The sequence below is a fragment of the Rothia sp. P4278 genome (assembly GCF_048512945.1).
Lineage (GTDB): Bacteria > Actinomycetota > Actinomycetes > Actinomycetales > Micrococcaceae > Rothia.
The window spans coordinates 92,475-116,499 of the sequence record NZ_JBLXXU010000005.1 but is presented as its reverse complement, the minus strand read 5'-3'; the positions used below and the strand labels follow the sequence as shown (position 1 = coordinate 116,499).

Below are 24,025 nucleotides of genomic sequence, written 5' to 3'. Positions count from 1 at the left end.
GGATGCTGGTAAAAACGGATGTGCTGGTCTTGAGGCTCTCTGGATCAAAATCTCAGACGCTAGCTAGAATAGGCCGAATTTTCGTGCACATAGTCGTGAGTGAGATCGTTAGTCCAGATAGTGGCTTCGTGTTCGCCAGCGGCCAGGTCAATCTCTACGGTGACCTTGCGGTCAGCCGCCAAATCAACCAGCTTGCGGTCCTGACCAATACCACCACCGGTGCAGACCTGAACACCGTTGATCAGGACATTGACGTTCTCGGGGGCAAAGTCTGCTGAGGTTGTACCGACCTCCGATAGAATTCGGCCCCAGTTGGGGTCATTGCCAAAGATAGCGGTCTTGAAGAGGTTGGAGCGGGAAACCGCGCGGGAGACCTCCTCGGCCTCTTCTTCGGTAGCGGCGTTGAAGGTGCGGACGTGGATGTCGTGGCTAGCACCCTCCGCATCACCAATCAGCTGCAGGGCGAGGTCCTGGCAGACCTTGGTCAGAGCCTCGGTAAAGCCGACTAAATCGGGCACAAGTCCAGAGGCACCAGACCCCATGAGCACTACGGTGTCATTGGTGGACATACACCCATCAGCATCAGCCCGGTTGAAACTCAAACGGACGGCTTGGCGCAGGGCGGTATCAAGGTCTTCAGGTGATAAGACGGCATCGGTGGTCAGTACTACCAGCATGGTAGCTAACCCGGGGGCAAGCATGCCCGCCCCCTTGGCCATACCGCCGATCAGATAGTCACCACCCTGCTCCACTTCAACGCAGATGGCCGCCTGCTTGGGGACGGTATCGGTGGTCATAATTGCCTCTGCGGCGGCCAAAGAATCGGATGGGCTTACCCCCAGAGCCCTAGCGGCTTGCTCACTGCCTGCCAAGAGATTATCCAGGGGGAGCCTCTGCCCGATCAGCCCGGTGGAGCATACCAACACGTCACCGGCAGAAATGTTGAGCAAATCGGCCACATGCTCAGCGCTGGTGTGAGTGTCTTGGAAGCCAGGAGCACCGGTGCAGGCGTTAGCCCCACCGGAGTTGAGCAGGACCGCATCAACCCGTCCATCGCCGACCACCTGCTGACTCCACAGCACCGGCGCAGCCGCAAACCGGTTGGTAGTAAAAACGGCAGCAGCGTTCTTCAGCGGCCCGTCATTGACCACCAAGGCAACGTCCTTTTTGCCTTCAAGAGCGCTGATACCAGCGCTCACCCCGGCAGCACGGAACCCGCGTGCCAAGGTCACGCCCTGGGTGATAACCCCTTCGAGCTGGTGCTGGGTTGCGCTCACGGTGCAAGTCCTTCCTGCAACAGGCCCGCATCCTCCGGCAGACCCAAAGCAATATTCATGGATTGAATGGCACCTCCTGCAGTGCCCTTGGTCAGGTTGTCAATCACGCTGGTGACGATGACTCGACCGGCGTGGGTGTCAAAGGCTAGCTGCATTTCTGCATGGTTTGAGCCCTGAACGCTTTTGGTGGTGGGCCACTTCCCCTCGGGGAGCAAATGAACAAAACGCTCCACCTCATAGGCTTTAGCCCAGGCCTGCCGAAGCTGTTCCTCGGTAACACCGGGTTTGACCTTTGCGGTGCAGGTAGCAAGGATTCCCCGGGGCATGGGTGCCAGTGTGGGGGTGAATGAAATCTGAACCGGCTGACCGGCCACCGCAGACAGTTTTTCTTCGATCTCAGGGGTATGCCGGTGGGCACCGCCCACACCGTAGGGACTCATGGACCCCATAATCTCGGAAGAGAGCAGATGCGGTTTGAGGCTCTTACCTGCACCTGAGGTGCCCGAAGCCGCAACGATCACAAGGTCCTGCGGTTCAAGTAAGCCAGTGGCAAAACCGGGGGCTAGAGCCAGCAGCGAAGCTGTGGGATAGCAACCTGGGACGGCAATACGGTTGACTCCCACTAGCTGGTCACGCTGTTTCTGCCCGCAGGTAAAGGGTAACTCCGGTAGCCCATAGGGCCAGGTGCCAGAATGCTCAGACCCATAGAATTTGGCCCAGGCCTCGGCGCTATCAAGCCGGTGGTCAGCCCCGGCATCAATAACCAGGGTGCTCTCGGGTAGTTGTGAGGCTATCTCAGCGCTAGCCCCATGAGGGAGGGCCATGAATACAGCGTCGTGTCCGCTCAGTGCCTGGACGGTTGTATCAGCAACTATCAGATCAGCGTAAGCTCGCAGGTGAGGGGCTAGATCCCCCAGAGGCTGACCTGCCGATGAGTGCGCGGCAACAGTTTTTACCTCAACCTGCGGGTGGGTGGCTAGGAGCCGGAGAATCTCGCCACCAGCATACCCGGTGGCTCCGGTGACAGCTACGGTAATAGTCATAACACCATCATTGCATGTTTTTGCATACCAGTAAATATTTATTCATAATCTATGGGTGTATGACTTCCTTACCCCATCTTCTTCATACCCGCCTTGCCCTGGGAGTAGGCTAAAGATATGACTTCTCAGACCATGACAGCTATCCAGCTTCACAGCACAGGAGGCCCCGAGGTCCTCCAGCTCAACCACCTTGCTACCCCGACCGCCGCACCCGGGCAGGTTCTTGCAGAAACCATCGCAACCGGTGTGAACTTTATTGAAACCTACCAGCGATCAGGCATCTACCCTGTGCCTCTGCCCTTCACCCCAGGCTCCGAGGCCAGCGGCCGCGTGGTAGCGGTAGGCCAAGGAGTTACCGAATTTCAGCCGGGCGACTTGATTGCAACGGCCAGCGCCACCGGCACCTACGCCCAATTCTTCACAGCTGCTGCCGAACTCTGCCTACTAATCCCCGAGGGCATCGACCCGGTTGAAGCCGCGGCTCTCCCCCTCCAAGGTATGACAGCCCACTACCTCATCAACTCCACCTACCCCGTCCAGGCAGGTGAAACCGTGCTCTTCCACGCCGGAGCTGGTGGAGTAGGCGGCATTGCTATCCAGCTCCTCAAAGCCAAGGGGGCAACCGTCATCACTACGGTATCCAACGACGAAAAAGAAGCCATTGCCCTGGCCCACGGCGCTGACCATGCCCTACGCTACGAAGGTTTTGCTCAGAAAGTCCATGAGCTCACCGACGGAAAGGGTGTGGCCGTAGCCTACGACGGGGTAGGGAAAGACACTTTTACTGATTCCCTCAAGTCGCTTGCAATCCGAGGTATGGGCGTGCTCTTTGGTGGGGCTTCTGGCCAAGTGCCGCCCTTTAACCTCCAAGAGCTCAACTCCCTAGGCTCACTCTTTATCACTCGACCTACCCTCGCCCACTACTCACAAAACCGAGAAGAAGTCACCTGGCGTATGGGCGAACTCTTCCAAGCAATCCAGGCTGGCCAGCTCAAGCTCAGCATCGACCAGACTTTCCCCTTAGCTGACGCAGCCCAGGCCCACCGCTACCTTGAAGCCCGCAAAACCAGGGGCAAAGTCTTACTGGTACCCTAAGCACATCAAGACTGAGGCGGGGCCCCTAGTCACTCGTGGCTAGGGCCCCGCCTCAGTACGTGTATTGGCTAGCGGCTTGGCCTCTAATCGATAAACTCTTCATCTTTACGTTTACGGATGAGCATGAAGGTTGCCACAAACCCAGCACCAAATACTAGGATGGCCCCGCCCAGGCGAAGCATGGCCGAACGCTTCTGTGAGCTCACGGTGTCTTCCGTAACCGGCACCAGGCTACCTTCTGTACCCGTACGCACAACAATTAGCTCCGTATCAGAAGTCTGAGCCAAAAGGGCATCGACTCTCTGGGGGAAGTCAGCACTCACTCTCCCGGTCTGAGAACCGCGGAATTTAACGGAATCCCCCGGGTTCACGCTGGCGGGGTCAGCCACATCTGACACAAAAGTTTTACCGGCCATAGCAGAATCATCGGGGAGCTTGCCAGAGTAGATAGCGACGTTCTTATCGCTCTGCAGATCAGGTGTCACATCATCGATTGCTCCGCTAATAACCCAGGAACGATTCTCATAGCCCTCGTTGGCTCGGGCCTCGTTGAAGGTACGTACACCGCCAATGAGCAGGATAAATGCAACTACCGAGACCAGCAGCATAATACCGGCTGCAGCTAGCTTAGATCTAAGAGAGCCGCGGGAATCAGCATCGTCCTCTTCACCGTCCTCAGCGAAAGTAAAAAAATCTGATACCTGTTCCTCGTCCTCAACAATATCCCGGTTCTCTGGCATGCCCTGGTCCCTCTCATCTTTCTGCAAAGCCCCTATGTTAGGGGCATCATAAAGCCTACTTCTGCAAGCCTACAAGTCACAGCTAAGGCCCCGCAAACTGCGGTGGCTTTATCTCACACTGATATGAAAACCCCCGCCCTTACCGCTAGGACGGTTAGGGCGGGGGCATCTACAGGCCTTCTCGGCTACACGATTCTAAGCGCGCTGAACCGCCCCAAAACGCTCAAGAGCTAGAGCTACACCGGCTTCTCGTGCTTCACTTGCCTTATCAGCAGTCAGAGTACGATCCGGTGCACGGAAGCGCAAGGCAAAGGCAAGCGACTTATAGCCTTCTTCGATGCCGGCGCCTCGGTAGTCGTCAAAGACACGAACGTCTTCAAGCAAATCGCCCGCGCCCTCAGCCAAGGTGGCGGCTAGATCGGCGGCAGGGATATCAGCCTTAACGATGAGGGCTACATCCTGGTTAGCAGCAGGGAAACCGGAAATACCGGTGGCCTGCACAGCCTGGCCTGCCTCAGCCAGCAGAGCGGTGAAGTTCAGCTCGAAAGCGCTGGTGCGCTCAGGCAGGTTACGCTGAGCCAGCAACTTGGGGTGTAGTTCACCCGCGTAGGCTACGACCTGCCCCTGAGAGTTACTCAATACAGCGGTACGTCCGGGGTGGAAGGCCTGATGCTCGCCGTTAGCGACGGTGAGCTTGACACCTGCAGCATCGGCCACCAGCAGCACAGAGTCCAGAGCATCACGCCAGTCAAAGGCTCGGGCAGTGAGCCCGGGGGCATCCTCGTGCTCGGCACCGGCGAACATACCTGCGATGTGGCGAGGCTGGTCGGGAATACCGGCGTTGAGATCAGCAAGTACTTGATCATCAGGCTTAGCACCCAGACCGGGGATGGAGGCCGAGCCAAGCTGGGGCCCGGGGATAAAGACATGACCGGTTTCGTAGATCGCAAGGTTCTTGAGACCGCGTGAGAGGTTACGTAAAAGAACCTCGGTCAGACCAGGCAAGAGAGAGCGGCGCATCCAGCCCTGGGCGGAGGAGATGGGGTTAGCCAGGCGGATTGAATCAACCTCTTCACCGGCTACGGGGCTGGCCCACAGGTTGTTGTCTTCATCGGAGACAAAGGGGTAGGCAAAGACCTCGGTCAGGCCCGATGAGGCAAGGGCGTTCAGTGCCCTGCGGCGCAGGGTCTGCTCCACGGTATAGCCGCGCCCGGGAGGGGCAACGGGCAGGGTGGAGGGAATCTGGTCGTAGCCAACCAGACGGGCGACTTCCTCGGTTAGGTCTTCCTTATCGCCCAGGTCGGTACGCCATGAGGGTACGGTGACCAGGTAAGCATCATCGGTGGTTTCAACGCTGGCACCGATTTGTTCTAGGGAACTGACAATCTGTTCCTGGGTGTAGTCAATGCCAATACGGCCTGCGGTGTAGTCCTTGGGCAGGGTGATAAGGGTAGGTTTATAGGCTGAGCCAGTATCGGTCACCCCTTCTGCCACCTGGGCACCAGCCAGCTCAACCAGCAGATCTACCGCGCGCTGGGCGGCGGCGGCCTGAATCAGCGGGTCAACGCCGCGTTCGAAGCGTTTGGAGGCCTCAGAAGGTAGCTTGTGGCGGCGGGCGGTGCGAGCAATAGAAACCTCATCGAAGCGGGCAGCTTCGATCACGATGGTGCTGGTTGAGTCGGTGACCTCGGTGGAGGCACCGCCCATGACACCAGCCAGACCGATGGGGCCGGAGTCATCGGCGATGAGCAGGTCCTCGGCGTGCAGGTCGCGGTCTTTGCCATCCAGAGTGGTGAGCTTCTCCCCCGCCTGGGCACGGCGCACGGTGATACCGCCTTCCAGCTTGTCTGCATCGTAGAAGTGCAGGGGCTGGCCGGTTTCAAGCATGACGTAGTTGGAGATATCCACCGGCAGTGAGAGTGAGCGGATACCGGCTAGGCGCAGTCGAGAGGACATCCAAGGGGGTGTCGGCGCGGCCGGGTTAACCCCGGTGACGGTACGGGTGACAAAGCGGGTGCAACCCTCCTTGCCATGAATGGGGGCTGAATCGGTCAGCCTGACAGTCAGACCAGCATCGTTTGCCGCCGGTGCCTTGGCGGCCAGTTCCAGCACGAAGTCCTTGAAGTCGCTACCGGTCGCATGGCAGTACTCGCGGGCAATGCCGCGAATAGAGAAACCGTAACCACGGTCCGGGGTCACATTGACCTCTGCTGCCTGGTCGTAAAGCCCCAGCAGTTCCATGGCATCTGAGCCAACCTCGGGGTCAAGCCCCAGGGTGGAGAGTACCAGAATACCGTCATGGTCTTCGCCAATGCCCAGCTCACGCACGGAGGCAATCATGCCAGCAGACTTGTGGCCGTAGGTCTTACGGGCGGTGATAGCAAAGCCCCCGGGCAGAACAGCACCGGGCAGGGTAACAACAACCTTGTCACCGGGCTTGAAATTGTGGGCACCGCAGATAATGCCCTGCACGCCAGATTCCTCGATACCCTTACCGGTCAGGGTCTGTTTCTGCCCCTCGGGGACCACACGCACCTGGCACCAGTTAACGGTCTTGCCGTTGGAGTGAGTCTCGGGCTCCATGGACAGCACCTGACCAACCACAATCGGGCCAGTCAGATCATCGGTGGGGCGGTGAACGTCTTCTTCTTCAAGGCCAACCTTAACCAGGGTAGCCATAAGATCTTCGGCGCTTGCGTCGGCCGGGACGGGCGCGTATTCACGCAGCCAGGAAAGGGGTACTCGCATGGGTTAAATCTCCATCTTGAACTGCTGTGAGAAACGGACGTCGCCTTCAATCATGTCGCGCATATCGCTTACGCCGTTACGGAACATGAGGGTGCGCTCAATACCCATGCCAAAGGCAAAGCCGGAGTAGACCTCAGGGTCAATACCAGCGGCGCGCAGGACGTTGGGGTTGACCATGCCACAGCCACCCCACTCAATCCAGGCTGGGCCGCCCTTGGCATCGGGGTGCCAAACATCCAGCTCAGCTGAGGGCTCAGTGAAGGGAAAGTAGTTAGGGCGCAACCGGATTTTAGCCTCTGCACCGAACATAGCTCGAGCCATATGCTCTAAGGTGCCCTTGAGGTCAGCCATGGTTAGGCCCTTATCTACGGCAAGGCCTTCAATCTGGTGAAAAACCGGGGTGTGGGTGGCATCGAGCTCGTCGGTGCGGTAAACCTGGCCGGGGCAGACCACGTAGAGAGGCAGGTCACGTTCCAGCAGGGAACGCATCTGCACCGGTGACGTGTGGGTACGCAGCATGAGGTGGGCCTTGGTCGGTTCCACGAAGAAGGTGTCCTGCAGTTCGCGGGCCGGGTGATCCGGTTTGAAGTTGAGGGCATCGAAGTTATACCACTCGGATTCCAGCTCGGGGCCGTCGGCGATTTCCCAGCCCATGCCAATAAAGATGTCGCACATCTGCTCTTGCAGGACGCTGATGGGGTGGCGGCCACCGATACGGCGGCGGGGAGTGTGGGCGGTGACGTCTACGGCTTCTTCTACCAGAATCCTGGCATCGCGCTCTTCTTCAAGCTGGGTATTACGGGCTTCGAGTGCCTTAGCCAGTCGGCCACGGGCCTGGCCCATGAGCTTACCAACGTCAGCCTTGTGTTCTTTACCCAGATCACGCATCTGCTTATTAGCTAGGGTAAAGCCGCTCTTATCGCCGGTAAACTCTAGACGAACCCGCTTGAGGTCTTCAAAGGTGGGGGTCTTCTCAGCAATATCGGTCAGGGCTCGGTCAAGTTCAGCCCGGAAGGCTTCCTCAACGGTAGCTAGGCCCCGCTGCGGGTCTGTCTCTAGAATTGCGCGGATATTGGCCAGGACCTGAGAGGGTGTGGGGTTTTCAGGTATCTGGTGCAAAGGATCAGTCATAGAAGCTATCTCTTCACGTCGGTTGGGTAGGGGCACTAGGCCCAAATCATCAAGGTATAAGTCTAGTGCAAATACTGTGTTGGTGCTGGCTCCCCTATCGGGAGGCCGGCGCTCTGCTCACCACGGTTCTGCAGAGGGTGTCTGCAAAATCTGGGGCTAGGTGGTGGTCTAGCTGCCGGTAGTTGGCATCAGAGATCAAAGGGTTATCCCAGCAATTCAGGCTTGACAGGTTCTTATGATTGCTGAGGCCAGCTGTGCTGGTTAACCATGGTGAACTTATGACCGGCCTTACTGCAGGAAATCGCCAAAAGGCGCTCAAGCGCGTGGGCCACCGTTGAATCCTTTTGGCCCTCTTCAACCGGGAAATGCTCTGCCGTAAGCCCTAGAGAGAAAATAGGTTGCAAAGCATCCACCCTTGCCCAGAACATACTACCTGCCGGGAACATAAAGTCCTTGTTCTTGGGAAGCTGACCCCAGTTGTTCTTCCAGGTCAGTGCCTGGGCAATCGGGTAGTTAGTAGACCAGTTCCAGGAGTTTACAACCGATGGGTGAGGAAAAGGAGCCACCATACCCACCCGATCCGAGGCCAAAGCACCGATGATCTGCTCTACTGCCTGGCGACTGGGCAAAAGAGAATCAAGAATAAAGACCAGCCAGTCGTCAAGATCCGCGCTGTGGGGGGATTTTTTACTGTGGAGGTGAAGGACCAGGTCATAATCTTGATGTTCCTGGGCAAAGACTACAAACTTAGGCATGATGTCCCGGCCCCGGTTTTCAGCGATTTTTACTCTGGCATCGGGGAACCAGCCTTCGATGGCCTGGAGCTTAGCAAGCGTGTTCGTGGAGATATAGAGGTCATAGGGCTGGGGCACATGTTCGAGATACTTTTTGATCACCGGGCAAGATTCCAGGTAAAACATGTGGATGAAGACCGCTATACGGGGGAGCCGGCTCAGCGGCTTCTCCGATGCCAGAGCGTTGGGGTCAACATATTGCACGGAAGCTTTCTGTCTGCTCCTGCAGGGAGCCAAGGGGGGACTTTTGCGCTTTGCTACCCAGCCGGGCAACTTTTTGGAATCATACTGCCGAATTTCGGCCAAAGGTGAAGAAAGAGCTAGATCCTCGATAGCCCTGAGAACTTTGATTTCGTCACCGGGGTAGCGGACCAGGTGGGCGATGAAAGGGGTCGTCATAAATCTCAAGGAATCAAGAGACTGAACCCAGCTCCTTTGACAAGGCTTGATAGCCATGACCTCGGCAGCCGAATCTGTCGTTCTTGGTTCTGAGCCTTGGGCCGGGTCTAGGGGATTCACAGCTACCTGAGCAAAACCCCAATGGTAGATGGGGCCCAGAGCTGAGTAAGCCTTACTGTATACCGGGGTGCTTTGGATAGCCTGTTTACAGGTCCCAAGGATCTGAACCTGCAGAAGATGCTTGAGGGGTCTTAGCCAGGCTAGGCGCTCCCCCAGCTGAGAACGGAGAACAGAGGGCTTATGGGCACCAGCAGGCAGCAGATCCAGCAACTCATGAGCGTATCTCTTGGAGCTGCCGATAGTAGCTACAAACTCCTTCCGTCGCCCTTGCTTCTCCGGGGTGTCACTCATCACTAGTTCCAGAGCCTGCTCAGCCATTGAGTCGCTATCGTAGGGTTCCACCAACTGACCCACCCAGGCAGTCTCAGCACTGAAGATATCTAAAATACCTAAGTCGGAGCGGTAGGCAACCATAGCCAGGCCCTGGCCCAGAGCATCAATAGCAGTTGTTGGCCCCGGGTCTTGGCGGGAGGTCAAGAGATAGGCGCTCGAAATCGCATACCAGGTGTGGGAGTTAGCCACATAGCCAGGTGTGATCAAAGGCAAACCTTGCTGTCGGGCCTCCTGGGCTATCTCAAGCGCCCAGGCAGATAGCTCACCTAACCAGATGAAAACTGATTTAGGTTCTCTGGCCAGAATCTTCCAGGCCACTTCAATAAATAGGTCAAATCCCTTTCGCCGGTCCCCGTACCCAGCCGATATATATATGTCCCCTAGGGTCCGGTGCCTTGCCAGTTCAAGCCGTAACCGGTTGGCTTCTTTATTGCTGACAGAGTGTTCTTTGATGCTTGGAACCACAACGGAACTCTTGCTCGTGGGCTCCAGCTCATGCTGATAACTTAAGCGGACAGCCTCGGTGGCAAAGACCAGGTGAGGCATCTGTTGGAGAGCTGGCATTAAAGAGTTCTGCCTGACATAGTCCGGCATTTCATGGATCAGTGCCAGTGAGAACTCTCTGGCGGATTCTGGACCTTCAGATAAGAGTTGCACGCCCCAGCAGGTGTTGGCTATCACCGGAGTTTTCGGAGGCAGTGCTTCTAAAATTTCTTGAACGTCCCAGCCCTCTTCACAGATGTAGGTCGGGTACTTTGCGCGGTACTGTTCGTAAAGCTCTCCCCCGTTCCTCAGCACCACCAGGGGCTGATAACCTAACAATTTCAGTGCACTGAGTAATTCAAGCAGAAGTAAGGGGGCACCTGCCTTGTGGACATCATTGCCCAAGACAAGTAGGGGGCAGGGGCGGGTGTGAAAATCTTTGAGAACTTTTTCTCCCGTCAGCCCGGCAGGTATCTGGCGGGGACGGGTGTGATAGCCAAGGGGTCTACCTCTGAGGATATAGTGGTGGCCCGCGTAAGTACTTTCCAGAGGCATATAGCAACGCTTATAAAAGTTAATGTCCAGCTCCGCGTTGGGGGAACGGCCCTCCCTGTCTCCGCAGAAGATAAAATGTTCCCAGGGGCTACCCTCATAATTGAGAACATCGGTGTAGGTCCTGAGGTAGTAGTCCTCATCAAAAATGCCGTCTGGGACTTCTGGGTTCAGGGCCCCCCAGGGGGAGCTTGATAGATTTTCCATATTTATCTTGCCTTTCTGCCTGCACCTTATGATCTTCAAAGCCCCTGATAAAGGCAGGGTTTCTCACATGGTACGGTCCCGAAAACTTTGTTTGTCGGTGCCACTACCAACTCCTTGGACCCGATAGCGGCTCCCAAGAACTAAGCTTTTTTATTCAACAAAACCTGGTTACGATCAACCCAGCGTTTAAAGGTGACATTGTTTGCGTAAACCTCTGAGTAGGACCCAAAAGAAGCCACCTGACCGGCTTCAAAAAGCGCCACCTGACGCATACTTGCGATAGTGCTCATCCGGTGGGCAATACACAAAACGGTCATAGTTTCAGGTAATGACCTAATAGCCTGATCCACCAAAAACTCTGTGTCATCGTCAAGGGCAGATGTTGCCTCATCCAAGATCAGTATCTGTGCTTTGCGGTAGAGTGCTCGAGCTATGGCGATTCTCTGGCACTGACCGCCTGAGAGTCCTCTGCCCTGTTCGGGCAAGATCGTGTCCAAGCCCTGGGGCAGGCCCTCCACCACATCGGTCAGGGCTGAAAGTTTAACCGCCTCTTCGATTTTTCTCTGGTCGATTTCCTCCTGACCAAAGGCAAAGGCGATGTTCTCCCGCAGACTGGCTTCAGCGATATAGGGCTTTTGCGGGACCAAAGCGATGAGCTTCCTAAAGCCTGCCCAATCCTTCCTGACATCTATGCCATCGATGCATAAGCTACCGCTGTAACCGGGTAAAAGCCCACAAAGAATATTAATGAAAGTCGTTTTCCCGGCTCCGCTGGGCCCTACAATGGCTATCCTAGCCCCTCTGGGAATATCACCGGTGATGTCTCTGATAACGTACTGTTCATCCTTGCTGTCACTAAACCGGTAACTCAGGCCCGTAAAGGAAATCGCCTCCTTGAACTCTTCAATTGCTTGCCCGGCGGGGTGCTTGGGCAAGAGGGTAACTGGGGCGGGGCTAGATGTTGCCTCTAGCTCTTCAAGAACCTCATAGACCGCAGGGGTTGATATACGCATCACCGTGTAAGAACTAATGATCCGGTGCATACTAGGCAGGACTCTAAAAGAGATGATGACCACTGTTCCCAGATAGGCCAGGTCGTGGCTGGAGGGCTCACCCGATGCCAGAACAACTAAAAGCAAGCACGAGAGAAAAACTATCTCAAGAATATAGCGTGGTAGCTCAGCAAGAATACCCATGTCGCGATTAACCAAGGCCAGGTTTCTGGAGACCTGGCGGTAATCCTCAATCACCTTGTGTTCTGTGCCCCGTATCTTAAACTCGCTAAAGCCTCCCATGGCTCTGAGTATCATCTTGTAGTGGTCTTGTGAGATGCTCAGATTCTTGGCGCCCACACTTTGTGACACCTTACCGATAATCTTAATAAAGACGACAGAAATCAGTGTAGTAATAGCAATCAGGGCCAGGTAGCTCAGCGGCAGAATAAGAAAAATTGCCACAATCATCGATAGGGTCGTCAGTACATCGCTGACCAGTAAAACCAGGTTAGAGAGATAGCCTGAATAGGACTGACGTACCGAATGTTCAAGCCGGCGCAGGGCAACTGAAAAACTACGCTGGTTGTGCTCCTCTTGACCTGAACTAAGGTAGGTGGACAAAAGCCGAGTTGAGGTTTCCGCTTCGTTCAGCAGGATAAAACTCAAATACCAGCGCCTAAAGAGCAAAGCGCTGATGTCTTTGAGCACAAAGACGACCACAATAGTCAGGGTGGTCTTGATGATGAGCTCACCCTGAGAAGTAGTACCCAGAAAGTCACCGAATCGTTGAACACCGGGGCTCTGATAGTTACCGCTCAGGGTCAGCACCAGAACCGGCACTAAGAAGGTAGCTCCCAATTCTACTAGGGCAATCAGCAGGGAGAAGGCCAGCAGGATGAGAAGTTTCCCCCGGGTTTTTTGATCAAGCAGGCGGCGGAAAACAAAAATGCTATTCAAACTTTTAATAGACTTCACGGGTTGAGTACCTCATAGATACTTTCTAGGTGCTTCTGATCTACCTGAGAGTGGAAAGGCAGGGCCACAAAACTTTGGGCCAGTTCATCAGATTCTTGCCTGAGGGGGAGGTCATCTAGCGCATACCGGGACCAGTAACTGCCCTCTTGAGTCAGAGCGGGGAAGGTACGGGCCATAATCTTTTTCTCCTGCAACTGCTGAACCAGCTGCTTCTGCTCACCAGGTTCACAGCGAAAGGCGTAGAAGATATTGGAGTGTCTACCCCGCTGATGTACCCAGGCCCGGGGTGAGGCCTGCATAATGGCATCGAGTTCTTGGGCAAGAGCGCGGCGGGCTACCAGTTCTTTGCCTATTTCTGGGATAACTGCCAGCCCTAGGGCGGCAGAGAGTTCGCTAGCTTTTCCGTTGATTCCGAATGCCTGCGGGATTCCGGCATTGAGGCCAAAGTTTCTGATCTGCTGTAGGTAAGGCAGGTCTTGGGGGTCCTGGCAAAAGACTGCCCCGCCCTCACCAGAGTGAAGCAGCTTAGTGGCATGCAGTGAAATGCAGCTGAAACGGCCCCGCCCTAGCAGCTCTTTTGCGCCTTCAGGTTCCTGCGGGAAGATGTGGGCGGCGTCGTAAATAAGGGGCAGCTGGTGTTGCTGAGCCAAGGCATCAAGTTGGCTGTCACATTCTACCCCCAGCAGGTGAACCGCCAGAATTGCCCCCACCCTTGGAGTGATATAGGGTTCCAGCCGCCCAGGGTCAAGGGTGAGACTAACCGGGTGGCAGGGAACAAATCGAGGCTTCAGACCGGCTGCCTCGATAGCGCTAGAAGTAGCCACAAATGTCAGGGCAGGAGTCAGAACTTCCGTGCCATGAGGTAATTTTAGGGCCTGCAAGGCTAAAGTAAGAGCGCTCGTCCCAGAGCTAGTGAAGAGAGCCAGCTCTTGACCGTACAGCTGCCCTAATTTCATTTCAAAGAGAGCCGCAAGAGGTCCGTTATTGGCGTACTGGCCCGAGGCGAACACCTGCTCGCTGAGCTGGTGGAAAAGGGCCCGATCGGGTGCTGTGGGCACGCCCAGAGTGAGAGCTTTACCGGTCATTTTAGTCCTGCTCCTGGGCTAGGTCTTTGAGCCTGAGAATATTCTCCTTGGGCATAGCCCTCAGCCCCATGACGGTGGCCCCAGCGGGGACATCACGATCAACCACTGCACCAACCCCAATGAGGGCGCCGTCCCCAATGGTTAAGGGCCTATCGGGCCTGCCATTGTGGATCACAGCTCCGGGAGCGATCATGACCCCCCGGCCTATCTGAACATGACCCAGGACACTGCTGGAAATACCCAGGACACTAAAATCACCTAAAGACGAGTCGTGGGCAACGATATCCCCTAGAACCAGCGACCCCCTCCCCAGCACAGTATTCCAGCCTGTTCGGCTATGCAGGGCCACAAAAGTACCCTGGCCGATCTGGGCGCTGGCTGGAACCAGGGGGCTCAGGCCGGTGCCAGTCAGAATCTTATGCCCATCGTGCCGGCAGCGATTATAAACTTTCTGGCGGACGGCTGGTTTGGTCATACCAATCATGACCCAAGATTCTGGAGGTAGCTCGGCATAGGGAATAACCGGTTTGCCGTCCATAGGGTGTGGCCCTGGCTGAGCCAGATCGTCCACGTAGCCTAAAAGAGGTTGCTGGAAATAGACTTGAGCATCCACCGATATCTGCAGGGTGTTGGGGCTGGAACCGTAAACCCAGAAGCCCCGATTCTCAGACCCCTCAAGCTCTTCAAGTCCTGGCCAGGGATTAGGCTTGAAAATTTCGTACATCTTTCAACACCCTATGTGCAATAAGTAATTTTCTTTTATTGTCTCCCTCTTGAAGCTCCAACACAAATTGGGGATGGCTAGAGCAGATACAAAGACTTAATGTTAAGAATAAAAATTTTCACACCTGTAAGAAATATCCCCTATATGTAATTCCCGGTATAAATATCAGCGAGATTTTTTACCTGACGAAAGGAGCATAGAATTGACTATCGCTCTGTTAGCGGGAATCCAGTTGAGCTCTAAGATACTCAAGTCCCAAGGGGCCCAGCGGAGCTGATGATGATCTTGCAGTGGCAGCGGGTTACCTTGAGCTATCTGAGCCCACCAGAGCCGCATGGCCGCTTTCTGGTTTAAGACCCAACCCTGGGGGTGGGGGCCAGCTAATTCGCCGCCTAAGGTAACCCTAACCCCCAGTTCCTCCTGTAATTCCCGGACGAGGGCCTCTCTGCAGCTCTCCCCCGGTTCGACCTTGCCCCCGGGGAACTCCCAGAACCCCGCTAAAGCCGGAGGGGCCGAACGCTGACCTACCAGCAGGCGGGTGGGAGCCTGCAAGGAATCAACGATAGCGGCAGCTACTACTTGCACTGGATAGGTTTCCACACGGTTTGCTTGGGCCTGCTCCCCCATTTGAGGCATCCTTATCACCCTTTATTATTTACGGTTCTGGGCCAGCGATGAGGCAAAGAGGCAAACAGCGGCTGCCATACCCACGTTCAGAGACTCTGCAGCACCGCGAAGAGGCACGGCTACGCGCAGGCTGGCAGCGGCTTTTTCCTGGGCGCTAAGCCCAGCGGCCTCGTTACCAAAGAGCCACATGGTGGGGTGAGCCAGATCGTACTTGACCTTCTTACGGGGCTCTACCCCCTTGCGCAGGGCAAAAGCGGCATCCTGTAGGTCGTCCAGGGACACCCGGCCGTAACCGTCCGCTGCCAGCACCCCCAGGCCCTGGGCTTTAGCGTCCTCGGCAAAATCTTCTAGGTCAATACCCTGAATGACAGGCAGGTGGAAGAGGGAGCCGGCGGTGGAGCGCACAGCCTTGGGGTTATAGAGATCCACTGATCCTTTGGTGGTCACGATTAAATCTGCACCAGCCGCATCTGCGGCACGCAACACAGTGCCTGCGTTACCGGGGTCTTGAATCTGGGCCAGTACAGCAATCAGTGTGGGGTTGATAGCGCCCTCACCCCAGATATCGCCGGGGGCGATATCGAGCTGGTGGGCCACAGCCAGCACGCCCTGGGGGCTAACAGCCTCAGCCATTGCGGCCAGTACGGGGTCGGTGACCATGCGCATGAAGACCTTACGGCCCGGCTGGGGGGTGGGGGTGCCGTGGACTTCTTCCATGAGCTGGGCGATGTCCTGGTGGCGGTCAAAGGCTCGCTCGGTGATGTAGACGGCATCTAGCAGTGGCTTAGCCTGGTGGGCCAAGAGGGCTTCGCGAACAGCTTGGGGGCCTTCAACCAGGAAGAGCCCGGTCTTAGTGCGGGCGGCACGCGTAGCAAGTTTGGCGATATCCTTCACGCGATCAGCCTGAGGGTTTTCCATGACGACGGGGGTAGCGAGGCGTTCTCTAAAATCCATTTCCCCATTCTCTCACGAGCGGGTCCAATAAGGAGCCTTGAAATCTACTTACAGAGCGATGCTAACCTTTTTAGACCTCAGTCGCTGGCTAAGATTTTCCCAGGTAGCTAACGCAGCAGTCTCGTAGCCAAATATTGTCATCACTACCAGGTGAACACGGGCCTGAGTCAAAGTATAGACAAACCAGGGCAGGGTTGGCTCATACTCCTGAATAGCGATAATCACTTTGTCCTCAGCCAGCACCCTGCGGAAGATCAGACGGGCCCGATCGTCGTTCTTAACCCTCGCTAAGCGACCTCCAGAAATCACATACACTACATCCTGCTCGCTAGAATGCGCAGGGGAATAATCCAAGACCAGGATAGGATCCCGCAACAGGGGCAGGTGAATCTCTGCGTGTCCCTGACTTACCCGAGTACTCACTGCCTTAAAGCTAGCCCGTTGCAACCAGGCCAGATAGTAGTCAGCCGTGTCCTGCACAGACCAAGACGCGGGAATCCTCACCCGCTGGATTGACTTAACGTCATTCTTTGGGTTCTCCATATCCTTCTTAAAGGGAATCTTAATACTCGGTAAGCTATAACCCGGAGAATCCTGATTCTCGGTAGCCCTCCGAACGCTCTGCCGGAAAGTCGTCGGGGCATCTGTAATCCCCTCAACTGTGTGTTCAGGGCTGATTACCATATCGTGGACCAGGCTATCGAGTAGGGGGCCAACCATCTCAATGGGCTTACCACTAATCAGGGTCACCCACAGCTTCGAAAGCCAGACAGGGATCAGGGGCACATCTACCATGGGTAGTTTCTTACCTAGTTCCTGGGCAGTCTCTTCAAAAAGCTGGCGGTAGGTCATCTCTTCAGGGCCACCAATATCAATAGCTTGCTGCCCCAAGTCCTGACGCTCAATAACGGCCAGTAAACCATGGACCACATCGTCCAAGGCAACAGGGTGAGTACGATTATAGGCCCATCTGGGCAAGACCAAACCCGGTAGCCGCTGAACCAAGGACTGAAGGATAGGGAACGAAGAACCCTGCGGCCCCACAATCAACCCTGCCCGCAAGGTCGTCACCGGCACGCCATAGGAACCCAAAATCTTTTCGCACTCCAGGCGACTTGCTAGGTGCCGCGACAGCTTAGGGGCATCAGGGATAATCCCGCTCAAATAGACGATGCGTTTGACCCCGCAGGTAGCTGCGGCGCGGGCAAAATTGTCAGCCAGTAGGGCATCCATATCCTCAAAGCTAGCCTGTGTCAGCTTGGCCTGTGGTTGCATGGAATGTACCAGGTAAACCGCCAGATCGATTCCTTGCATAATGCGCTGATTATCCTCAGGTGCAAACAAATCGGCTGCCACCCAGGTGACGTTCTCTTCGTTGGTCTTGCCTTGGGCGCTGCGTGAAACCGCAATGACCTGATGGTTCTTCTTAAGCTCTTTGAGCAGGTTGCCCCCTATATAACCAGAGGCACCTGTGAGTAGGATTTTCATGCCCTGCCACCTTCCACAAAATCATGAGGTCACTGCCAACAGTGCTATGGGTCATAAGCTAGCCTATAGCCCTAGAGGAAGGAAGTAAACAAATAGACGGAGCAGAAGACTGCTAAAGCGCCCCGCCCCTGAGGCAGGGGGGCTGGCACTCCCCCATCTTATGCAGAAAGCAGAGCCAGCCCACCTGCCTAGCTAGTAGCTTTAAAAAGCCCTGATGCCAGGTAGTCATCCTGGTCTTTGACCCCCGGGGGAACAGCAAAGAGTGCGCTGCCCACATGGCGTAGGTATTCACTCAAGGCATCAGAACTCATCATTGTTCTGAGCATAGGTACAAAGTGAGTGCGAGGGTCGCACACATAGGCGATAAAGAAGAGACCAGCATCCAAGTGGCCCAGGCCATCACTACCATCTGTATAGTTATAGCCTCGCCTCAGCATCTTAGCTCCCCCATGGTTATCAGGGTGCATCAGTCGCATATGGGCATCGTCGGGGATAATGGGGCCAGACTTGCCCTGCATGGAAAAATCTGGCTTATCGAATTCTCCACCGCCAGAAAGAGGAGCCCCATCTTTCTTAGTTCGCCCAATAATTTCTTCTTGTTCCTTCAAGGAAGTCCGATCCCAGGGCTCAATATGCATGCGGATCTTACGCACAGCACAGTAGGTGCCGCCCTCCATCCAGGCAGGATTACCTTCAGAATTAGCGCCAGAAGCCCACACATGATCTACCAGGGAATCCTTACTTTCAGCCTTAATGTTGGCGGTACCATCCTTAAAACCGAAGAGGTTACGGGGGGTGATCTGCGCGGTGGAGGTAGAAGATGTCCTACCAAAGCCTAGCTGGCTCCACATGACCGCAGCCCGGCCTGCCGCCAGTCGCACCAGGTTACGAATAGCGTGCACAGCTACCTGCGGATCATCTGCACAGGCTTGAATACACACATCTCCACCTTGCCAGTTACTCTCCAGCATATCGCCACTCATCTTGGGAATATCTTCGAGAGCCGGGGGAAGCTGATCAGCAAGACCGAAACGATCTTTACCGTCCGCGTCAAGGAAGAGTGACCGGCCTAGCCCAAAAGTAAGGGTCAGATGGGCAGCGGGAAGATCCATAGCTTCGCCAGTATCATCCGGTGGAGATTCAAGAGGCTTTTCCTCCCCCACATCCTGGCCAGCCATTAAGCTACGGCTCATCAGAGTCCAGTCCATGAAGAGCTCTTGTAGCTCTTTTCTGGTTTCTGCTGTAATTTTTAGAGCTACAAAATGCAGGCGATCTTGGGCGGGTGTTACTACCCCACTTTGGTGTTCGCCAAAAAAGGGGTAGCTATTCTGGTCTTCTGCCGCTGATTCTGATGCTTTCAGAGAGCTACAGGCTGTGCCCCCGGCTACCAGGGCTACGCCCAGACTACTTAACATAGCAGCGCGCCGGTTCATGCTGGGAAGTACTAGTGCTGGATTCTTCTTTTCAGGCATATAAGCCTTCTTTCTATGGGGAAGGCTCCTGCTCTTATACTGAGCAGGAGCCTAGGTCTTTTACCGTGCAAAGCTGCTGGAGCTACTAAATGATTGCTCCGGTCAGTTGCGATAAAGGCTCGCTCAGAGCATCAATGGCATCTGAGAGCTGACGAATCTGTTCCTGAGAAAGATCAGTGTAAGGAGTGAACTCGTCACCTTGCTGATATTGATCCAAGAGCTTCTGGACGTCATCGAACTTTGCTTCTAGGGTGGTACCCAGCTCAGAGTTCTTGGCTTCGAGCAGCGGGCGTACGTCCTCGAAGGCCACTCTAGCGCCGTCAATATTGCCCTGGAAATCGGAGAGGTCAGTATGAGACCAGATCTCTTCTTCCCCGGTGATCTTAGAGAAAACAACCTCATCCAGTAGGCTCTTAGCACCGTTAGCAATCTGGTCGACGGTTAGATCTAAATCACGAGTCTGGTCATAGAGCTTCTGAGTGTTTTCTTGAAGTTCAAGAGCTGCTTTCTTGAGCTCATCATCGGTCAAGGGGGTGTAGGGCTTACCACCATTTTCTTCGGGGGTAGGTTGCCAGAGATCTTTCTCCAGCAAGTGCCAGCCTGTCCACTCCTGCCCGTCTTCCAGGTCAGCTTCTCGTGCATCCAGCAGGGGGTCAAGATCGCCAAAGGATTCCGCTACAGGCTCGATACGTTCATAGTGGATACGGGCCTGGGGGTAGAGGGAGCGAGCACTGTCTTTATCACCGGACTGCAGGGCCTCTACAAACTGGTCTGTCTTAGTCTTGAGCTGCTCGGTCTGATCTTTAACATAGGCCGTGTACTGATTGACAGCGGTGTCACGCAGGGCCTGCTCATCCGCTGCCACCGGAGAAGCATCAGGATTAGCTGTTACTTTCAAGTCCCCCATAATGCCGTCACCGACCATACCCGGCTTGCAGGAGGTCTTGTACTGGCCTTCGGCCAGTTCAACTGTCAAGTCTCGGGTAATTCCAGGGCCGATATTTTCAATCTCCGAGATAATCCTTAAACCGTCATCGGCCAGGATATAGAACTCGGTGACTTCCTTACCATCATTGGTCACAGAGAAGGTGTTCTTACCCGCTTTAACCTCAGTGCTTGAGAGCTTACATTCGGTCTCGGTAGATGAGACCTTAACAGCCTCAGTGCTGTCATCAGATTTAGCGTTTTCGGTACAACCGGTTAAGGCAAACAGCCCTACCGAAAGAGCCAGAGTGCTCAGCTTAAGATTTTTATTCATAGTTTTTCCTTTGGTTTCTAGGATGAGGTTCTTGGTTGGGGGCTAGTTCTTGGGGAGACAACTTTACTGCGGTTCTTAGCCATAAAGAGGGGAAGCACAATACCCACATAGGTACACCAGGCGATAGCCTCCAGCCAGGTTGTAGCCGGGGAGAAGTTGAAGATAGCTTTCAGGAGCGTGCCCAGCAGGGAGGTGGGGGCAATAAGATGAGAAATATCGAAAGCTAGAGAGTTCAAGCCTGGCAAAATCCCAGCCTCCTGCAGGTCGTGAACGCCATAGGCCAGCACCCCTGCAGCAATAAAAATTAGAAAGAGCCCGGTGTAACGGAAGAAAATCCCCAGGTTGAGTTTAAGGGCGCCGCGCATGATCAGCCAGGCTAAGAGAACCGCCAGGGCGATGCCCAGTAGAGCTCCTATAAGTGCCGTGGCTCCGTTACCTACGGATTGGGAGGCGGCCCAAATAAAGAGAGCTGTTTCAAGCCCTTCGCGGCCCACCGATAAAGCAGCCAGTAAGACAACGGCTCCAGTACTTGCCTGAACCAGGTCAATTTTTTGGCCAAGCTCACGGGAAAGATGCTTTGAATTTTCTGCCATCCAGAAAATCATCCAGGTTACAAATCCCACAGCAATAATGGACAGGCTCCCACCGATTGCCTCCTGCGCCTCGAAGGTCAGGCCTCTGGGCCCAAACGTGAGCAGAGCCCCGAAGCCCAGAGAAACCAATACCGCCAGGCTTACACCCATCCAGATTTTAGGGATGAGATGGGATTTACCTGTTTTGCGCACGTAAGCTAGCAAAAGGCCAACGATCAGAGCCGCTTCCAGCCCCTCTCGCAGTCCAATCAGGAAGTTTTGGAACATGTAAACCTGTTTCTTCAGAAAAAATAATATTAGGTATACCTATTATAAACATTAAGTCATCTTTAACAGCATTTTTATGTGACTTATTTCAGTTACCTGCCTGCCTTTTGGCTCAACAATGAGCAAAGACCGCTAAGATCTACCCCCTTCGGCTACCCCCGCCCTTTCTCTCTTGACCCCATTGTTCACCCCGGGTTCAAGAGAGAAAGACGGGCCTGTAGAAGACAGGGGGTAGGGCGCATAAAGAAACCGCCTCCCACTCCCCCTACCTAGGGGTAGAAGAGTGGAAGGCGGTCCGTTGTCCCAGGCAGGGCCGGGGACAGAGGAAGCTCAAAGACTAGGAAGCCTTGGGAGCTGAAGTGTCCTCAGGCAGGTTGTTCTTAGCGATTTCAACCAGAGCTGAGAAAGCAGCGGGCTCGTTGACAGCCAGCTCAGCCAGCATACGACGATCAACCTCAACCTCAGCAGCCTTCAGACCCTGAATGAAACGGTTGTAGGTCAGACCTTCAGCGCGGGCTGCAGCGTTAATACGCTGAATCCACAGGCGACGGAAGTCACCCTTCTTCTTACGACGGTGGTCATAGCTGTATACCAGTGAGTGAGTGACCTGTTCCTTAGCCTTACGGTAAAGGCGTGAACGCTGGCCACGATAGCCCGATGCACGGTCCAGGATTACTCTGCGCTTCTTATGCGCGTTTACCGCGCGCTTCACACGTGCCACGTGTGTCTCCTTACATCTTGTGTCCTACCCAGCTTTGAATCACTAGCGCTGGTGCAGGAGAGAAAATATCTACTTTTGGTGTGCCCTCAAAGGGGCGAAGCTTCAGGAAGCAGGCTAGGCTTACTTGCCCAGCATCTTCTTGATGACCTTTGACTGACCGCCGGTTACAATCTGGTCAGAGGCCAGACGACGGGTCAGACGGGAGGACTTGTGCTCCAGGTAGTGGCGGCGGTTAGCCTGCTGGCGCTTTACCTTGCCAGTACCGGTGAGCTTGAAGCGCTTCTTAGCACCAGAGTGGGTCTTCTGCTTCGGCATGAGCCGATTCTCCTTACCTTCTACCCTCACGCCCTCTCAGGCGGTGAGGAACTGAAAAACTCAACAACGTTTCGCTGTCTAAGGGTGTTGTGCTCGCTGAGGGACCGCACGTGCGGTTCCCAGGCGAACCAGGACCAAACACTGAACACTATAGGAGCCGTGCTTGGATGTCTATTTTCAGTTCTTATTCGGCGGAAGCCTGAGCCTTAAGTTCCTCCGGCATTGAATCTGCCAGAGAATTGGTCACAGGAGTAGCCTCGGTGGTGTTGACGCGTTCGCGACCCTTGCGTCCGCTTGCCTTAGGGCTCTCACGGCGGACTTCTTGCTTACCGCGGAGCGGAGCAAGAACCATCACCATGTTACGACCGTCTACACGGGGGTTTGACTCTACAGTGCAAACCTCCGCCAGGTCGCCGGCCATCCGTTCAAGCAGGCGCACACCCATCTCGGGGCGCTGCTGTTCACGACCACGGAACTGAATCATAGCCTTGACCTTGTCACCGCTGGCCAGGAAACGACGTGCGTGCCCTACCTTGGTTTCGTAGTCATGGGTGTCAATTTTCAGGCGGAAACGGATTTCCTTCAAAGAAGCATTGACCTGCTTCTTTCGAGATTCACGTGCCTTCACTGCGGCTTCGTACTTGTACTTACCGAAGTCCATAAGCTTACACACAGGCGGCTTAGCGTTAGGGGCAACCTCAACCAGGTCGAGGTCTGACTCCTGAGCAAGACGCAGTGCATCTTCTACGCGGACAATACCGACCTGCTCACCGCCGGGGCCGACGAGTCGAACTTCCGGTACGCGAATTCGGTCGTTGATGCGTGGATCGCTAATGACAAAGCTCCTGTTGCTTGTGCGGGTTTCCCCGTGAATTTCTGTGGGAGCAGAAAAGCCCCCGGTTGCGGTCAGCAAGCGGAGGCTAAGATACCCACCCGATGGAGTGTAAGGCAGACAAGTGCCCTACATTCCTGTCACAGCTTCAGCTGTGTGGGATAACCCGGCAACCTGTTGAGCGGTCACGGGGTGGGAACCTTGAAAGTTCCGCTTGCAAACAGATAGTCACTCTACCGGTATTTCGGGGATTTATCAAGAGTAAACCGGCAAGCCCCTATCTGTCAGCCCGCTTTTAGCCTTTACAGGTGTTCACGATTGACAGTCTTTTAGGCCGGTATGAGATTCTAGTAACCATGAGCAACGAATCTACCTACCGTTTTGATGAAAACCAGCCCACCGGCGCGGAGCAACTCCCCGAAGGCCTCACCGCTGAGCAGGTCAACGAAGTTAATGCCCAAATGCGTGACATTGCCGAAGTACCTGCTGTTGAGGTCATCACCACCGCCGCCGTACACCTGATGAGCGCCGCCGCCGTCAAGTGCGGTTTAGCCGCCGATGAAAACGCCGATGAGCTCAGGGACCTAGACGAGGCCCGCAAGCTCATTACTACCCTGGCCGGCTTCGTCACTGCCGCCGCACCCGAAATCGGCTCCCAGCATGCGGCCCCCCTCCGCGATGGTCTGCGCTCTCTTCAGCTGGCTTTCCGCGAGGCTTCCCCCTACCCCGATGCTCCGGGCCAGGGCCCGGGTGAAAAGTTCACCGGCCCTGTCTTCTAGAACAGGAGCCTGTAATTC

Annotated in this window: 20 protein-coding genes; 2 read left to right on the top strand and 18 right to left on the bottom strand. The window is 55.2% G+C overall.

Annotated elements, in window-relative coordinates; all coding sequences use genetic code 11:
- Positions 1–59: 59 nt before the first annotated feature.
- Together argJ and argC are read right to left on the bottom strand one after the other, a co-directional pair.
- Positions 60–1,277, bottom strand: coding sequence for a bifunctional glutamate N-acetyltransferase/amino-acid acetyltransferase ArgJ (gene argJ / locus ACN085_RS09735; RefSeq protein WP_419111410.1), 1,218 nt, complete (start codon positions 1,275–1,277; stop codon positions 60–62).
- Positions 1,274–2,320 (bottom strand): N-acetyl-gamma-glutamyl-phosphate reductase, encoded by a 1,047-nt coding sequence (gene argC, locus ACN085_RS09730; RefSeq protein WP_419111409.1) that lies wholly within the window; start codon positions 2,318–2,320, stop codon positions 1,274–1,276. The genes argJ and argC overlap by 4 nt, the downstream gene beginning before the upstream one ends.
- A 117-nt stretch (positions 2,321–2,437) precedes the next feature.
- On the opposite strand from argC, the gene ACN085_RS09725 reads away from it, so the two are divergent.
- A complete protein-coding gene (locus ACN085_RS09725) occupies positions 2,438–3,415 on the top strand; it encodes a quinone oxidoreductase family protein (RefSeq protein ID WP_419100141.1) in 978 nt (325 codons plus the stop codon).
- A gap of 83 nt (positions 3,416–3,498) precedes the next feature.
- Here the strand turns inward: ACN085_RS09725 and ACN085_RS09720 are convergent, their stop codons facing one another.
- From ACN085_RS09720 to infC, 16 genes are all read right to left on the bottom strand, one after another.
- Positions 3,499–4,155 (bottom strand): hypothetical protein, encoded by a 657-nt coding sequence (locus ACN085_RS09720; protein WP_419111408.1) that lies wholly within the window; start codon positions 4,153–4,155, stop codon positions 3,499–3,501.
- A 195-nt stretch (positions 4,156–4,350) separates the two neighbouring features.
- Entirely contained in the window at positions 4,351–6,903 is a 2,553-nt protein-coding gene (pheT, locus tag ACN085_RS09715) for a phenylalanine--tRNA ligase subunit beta (protein ID WP_419111407.1), read from the bottom strand.
- Between the two features lie 3 nt (positions 6,904–6,906).
- Complete coding sequence (gene pheS / locus ACN085_RS09710) at positions 6,907–7,965, bottom strand: phenylalanine--tRNA ligase subunit alpha (RefSeq protein ID WP_419100242.1); 1,059 nt, start codon at positions 7,963–7,965, stop codon at positions 6,907–6,909.
- Between the two features lie 302 nt (positions 7,966–8,267).
- On the bottom strand, positions 8,268–10,922 hold the full coding sequence (locus ACN085_RS09705; protein WP_419111406.1) for a rhamnan synthesis F family protein: 2,655 nt from the start codon (positions 10,920–10,922) through the stop codon (positions 8,268–8,270).
- A gap of 140 nt (positions 10,923–11,062) precedes the next feature.
- Positions 11,063–12,874 (bottom strand): ABC transporter ATP-binding protein, encoded by a 1,812-nt coding sequence (locus tag ACN085_RS09700; protein ID WP_419111405.1) that lies wholly within the window; start codon positions 12,872–12,874, stop codon positions 11,063–11,065.
- A gap of 14 nt (positions 12,875–12,888) precedes the next feature.
- Positions 12,889–13,977, bottom strand: coding sequence for a DegT/DnrJ/EryC1/StrS family aminotransferase (locus ACN085_RS09695; protein ID WP_419111404.1), 1,089 nt, complete (start codon positions 13,975–13,977; stop codon positions 12,889–12,891).
- A gap of 1 nt (position 13,978) precedes the next feature.
- Positions 13,979–14,701 (bottom strand): hypothetical protein, encoded by a 723-nt coding sequence (locus ACN085_RS09690; RefSeq protein ID WP_419100147.1) that lies wholly within the window; start codon positions 14,699–14,701, stop codon positions 13,979–13,981.
- Positions 14,702–14,866: 165 nt separating this feature from the next.
- A complete protein-coding gene (locus tag ACN085_RS09685) occupies positions 14,867–15,301 on the bottom strand; it encodes a (deoxy)nucleoside triphosphate pyrophosphohydrolase (protein ID WP_419111403.1) in 435 nt (144 codons plus the stop codon).
- Between the two features lie 51 nt (positions 15,302–15,352).
- The gene (locus tag ACN085_RS09680; protein ID WP_419111402.1) at positions 15,353–16,282 is read right to left on the bottom strand and encodes a TrmH family RNA methyltransferase; all 930 of its coding nucleotides are present in this window, start codon (positions 16,280–16,282) and stop codon (positions 15,353–15,355) included.
- 48 nt (positions 16,283–16,330) lie between these two features.
- Positions 16,331–17,770 carry an NAD-dependent epimerase/dehydratase family protein gene (locus ACN085_RS09675; protein WP_419111401.1) on the bottom strand — a complete coding sequence of 480 codons (1,440 nt, stop codon included), beginning with the start codon at positions 17,768–17,770 and terminating at the stop codon, positions 16,331–16,333.
- Between the two features lie 188 nt (positions 17,771–17,958).
- Positions 17,959–19,242 (bottom strand): iron uptake transporter deferrochelatase/peroxidase subunit, encoded by a 1,284-nt coding sequence (gene efeB / locus ACN085_RS09670; protein WP_419111400.1) that lies wholly within the window; start codon positions 19,240–19,242, stop codon positions 17,959–17,961.
- A gap of 85 nt (positions 19,243–19,327) precedes the next feature.
- Entirely contained in the window at positions 19,328–20,500 is a 1,173-nt protein-coding gene (gene efeO / locus ACN085_RS09665) for an iron uptake system protein EfeO (protein WP_419105131.1), read from the bottom strand.
- 17 nt (positions 20,501–20,517) lie between these two features.
- Positions 20,518–21,360, bottom strand: a complete 843-nt coding sequence (efeU, locus tag ACN085_RS09660) for an iron uptake transporter permease EfeU (RefSeq protein ID WP_419105132.1) — start codon at positions 21,358–21,360, stop codon at positions 20,518–20,520.
- Positions 21,361–21,697: 337 nt separating this feature from the next.
- A complete protein-coding gene (gene rplT / locus ACN085_RS09655) occupies positions 21,698–22,081 on the bottom strand; it encodes a 50S ribosomal protein L20 (protein WP_419100154.1) in 384 nt (127 codons plus the stop codon).
- A 120-nt stretch (positions 22,082–22,201) separates the two neighbouring features.
- On the bottom strand, positions 22,202–22,396 hold the full coding sequence (gene rpmI / locus ACN085_RS09650) for a 50S ribosomal protein L35 (protein WP_419100155.1): 195 nt from the start codon (positions 22,394–22,396) through the stop codon (positions 22,202–22,204).
- 184 nt (positions 22,397–22,580) lie between these two features.
- Complete coding sequence (infC, locus tag ACN085_RS09645) at positions 22,581–23,309, bottom strand: translation initiation factor IF-3 (RefSeq protein ID WP_419100156.1); 729 nt, start codon at positions 23,307–23,309, stop codon at positions 22,581–22,583.
- 275 nt (positions 23,310–23,584) lie between these two features.
- Here infC and ACN085_RS09640 point away from each other — a divergent pair, with 275 nt between their 5' ends.
- Positions 23,585–24,007: a DUF1844 domain-containing protein gene (locus ACN085_RS09640; RefSeq protein WP_419105134.1), complete on the top strand. Its 423-nt coding sequence runs from the start codon at positions 23,585–23,587 to the stop codon at positions 24,005–24,007.
- The last annotated feature ends 18 nt before the right edge of the window (positions 24,008–24,025 follow it).